The sequence below is a fragment of the Alcanivorax sp. HI0044 genome (assembly GCF_001634945.1).
Window position 1 is genome coordinate 1 of sequence record NZ_LWEZ01001841.1, and the last position, 1,929, is coordinate 1,929.

The window sequence follows — 1,929 nt, forward strand, 5'->3', positions numbered from 1 at the left end:
TCGGCGATAAAGAAGCTGGTCACCGCCACCGCCAGGGTATCGTGATCGGCAATCTCGTTATCGAAAATCTCCACATCGTCAGTGGACAGAACGATCACACCGGTGCCCGGCGGTACGATATGAACACCACCCGGGTTGCTGCTGCTATTGGCAAAGTTCTTGGTGTTGTTTTCGATCACGGTGTTACCGAAGACCCGCACGCCAGAACCATAGGTGCCATTACCGATGGGCAGATCAAATACCAGCAAACCACCGGTATTGAAACGGGCGATATTGTTGTACATGTCCGCACCGGTGGAGTTCTCGATTTCGATCCCCGCCACGTTGTATTCGGCCACGTTGTTGCGCACAACAATGTTCTGTGACTGACCCACATAGACACCGGCGTCCGCTGAGCCGCGCACGTAGCTGTTTTCCACCAGCACATTGCTGCTTTCTACCGGATACAGCCCGTAAGCACCGTTGCCCTTGTCCGGCTCCCCCTGCCATACCGTCGCGGTATAATTGATACGCACACCATCAGCATGCTGGAACTTGATGGCATTGTTGGCCGCTTCCACCACGGCCAGGCCGTAGACTTCCACATCATTGATGTTGGTAATAAACAGGCCGTCATCACCCACGGAATTGCTGAAGTCCAGAATGGTCTTGTCCATGCCCTGGCCACAAATCGTGATATCAGCAATGCGTGCCCCGCCCAGTTCGCCATCCAGCGTCAGCGTATCGTTCAGGTCAAAGCGCCCTTCCGGGAAGACGATGACGTCACCGTCCTGGGCATCCAGGAAAGCAATCTTGGCGCTGTCGGTAATGTTATTGGCATCCAGCTCGATGGCGTCTTCACCACCGCAGGCGATTTCCTGCTGCGGTACATCGGCTGGCATATCCTGCGGGAACTGATACCCCACCGGGTTCTCGCCACCACCGGTAGCGCCACCACCACTGCTGCTGCCACCGCCGCCACAGGCGGCCAGTGATACGGCCAGGGCCAACGGCGCCAGCAGACGAACCGCCGGCATTTCTACGAATTTATTCTTATCTACATTCATTATTATCTCTCTCCCGAACATCAGGACCAAAGTGTGACGCAAGTCACCATATGGAAGGTTTTCGCGCCACGTTTATCGCAAATTGGTGCGTTATTACGCACAGAGCGATGTACTATCGTACGAATTGGCTACCTTACGAGGGAGAGAGAGAGCAACATATGGCGCCAGACGCCAGCCAAACAGGGAATGTGTCGCCAGAAACCAATGCCGTTTTAAAACAACGACATAAGAATAAAATATTAGAGGCAACTCATGTTCAGCAAACACATTTCCATGTTGCAGAGCGACCTGCGCTACTGGCAGAGACAAGGCCTGGATCTGCTTGAATTATTGACCAGCGCCAGCCTGCCCGCCTCCCTGCTGACAGAGAATGATGAACGCCTGGACGCATCCGCTATACAGCGCCTTTTCGAACAGGCGGAAAAAAAACTCGGTGATCCGGCCATGGGCATTCGCATCGGCCAACAGATCCTCCTTCCTGATATCGCCCCCCTAGGCGACGCCCTGCATTATTACCGGGACGGCTGGCAAGCACTGAAAGTCCTGGAACAATACTGGCCCCTGCTGACTGAAGCCCAGCAAGTGACCGTGCATGTTCAAGACAAATACGTGGCCGTTCGCTGTGCTGCCAATGGCGAAATGCCGATTCACGCCATGCAGACCCATGCCGTACTCAGTGGTTTTTTGCGTCTGGCTGATGTGGTGCTGGGTGTACAGGCAAGTAATGATGTGAAAGTGCACCNGCAGGAAAGCAGCCCCCATACGGAGTTGTTCAGTGCGTTATTGAAAGCGCCTGTCACTGGCGGCTGCCAGTACGACCAGGTGTTGTTTCCCGCCACGGTGCTGGATAGCCCCAATCCGAACCACGACGATGAGCGTTTCC

2 protein-coding genes are annotated in these 1,929 nt (G+C 54.8%); one reads left to right on the forward strand and one right to left on the reverse strand.

Features of this window, described 5'->3' with window-relative positions; translation table 11 throughout:
- The coding region (locus A3730_RS27500) for a parallel beta-helix domain-containing protein (RefSeq protein ID WP_197477676.1) at positions 1–1,046 on the reverse strand (1,046 nt) is incomplete at its 3' end.
- Between the two features lie 252 nt (positions 1,047–1,298).
- Between A3730_RS27500 and A3730_RS27505 the strand changes: the two genes are divergently transcribed.
- The coding region (locus A3730_RS27505) for an AraC family transcriptional regulator ligand-binding domain-containing protein (protein ID WP_156501407.1) at positions 1,299–1,929 on the forward strand (631 nt) is incomplete at its 3' end.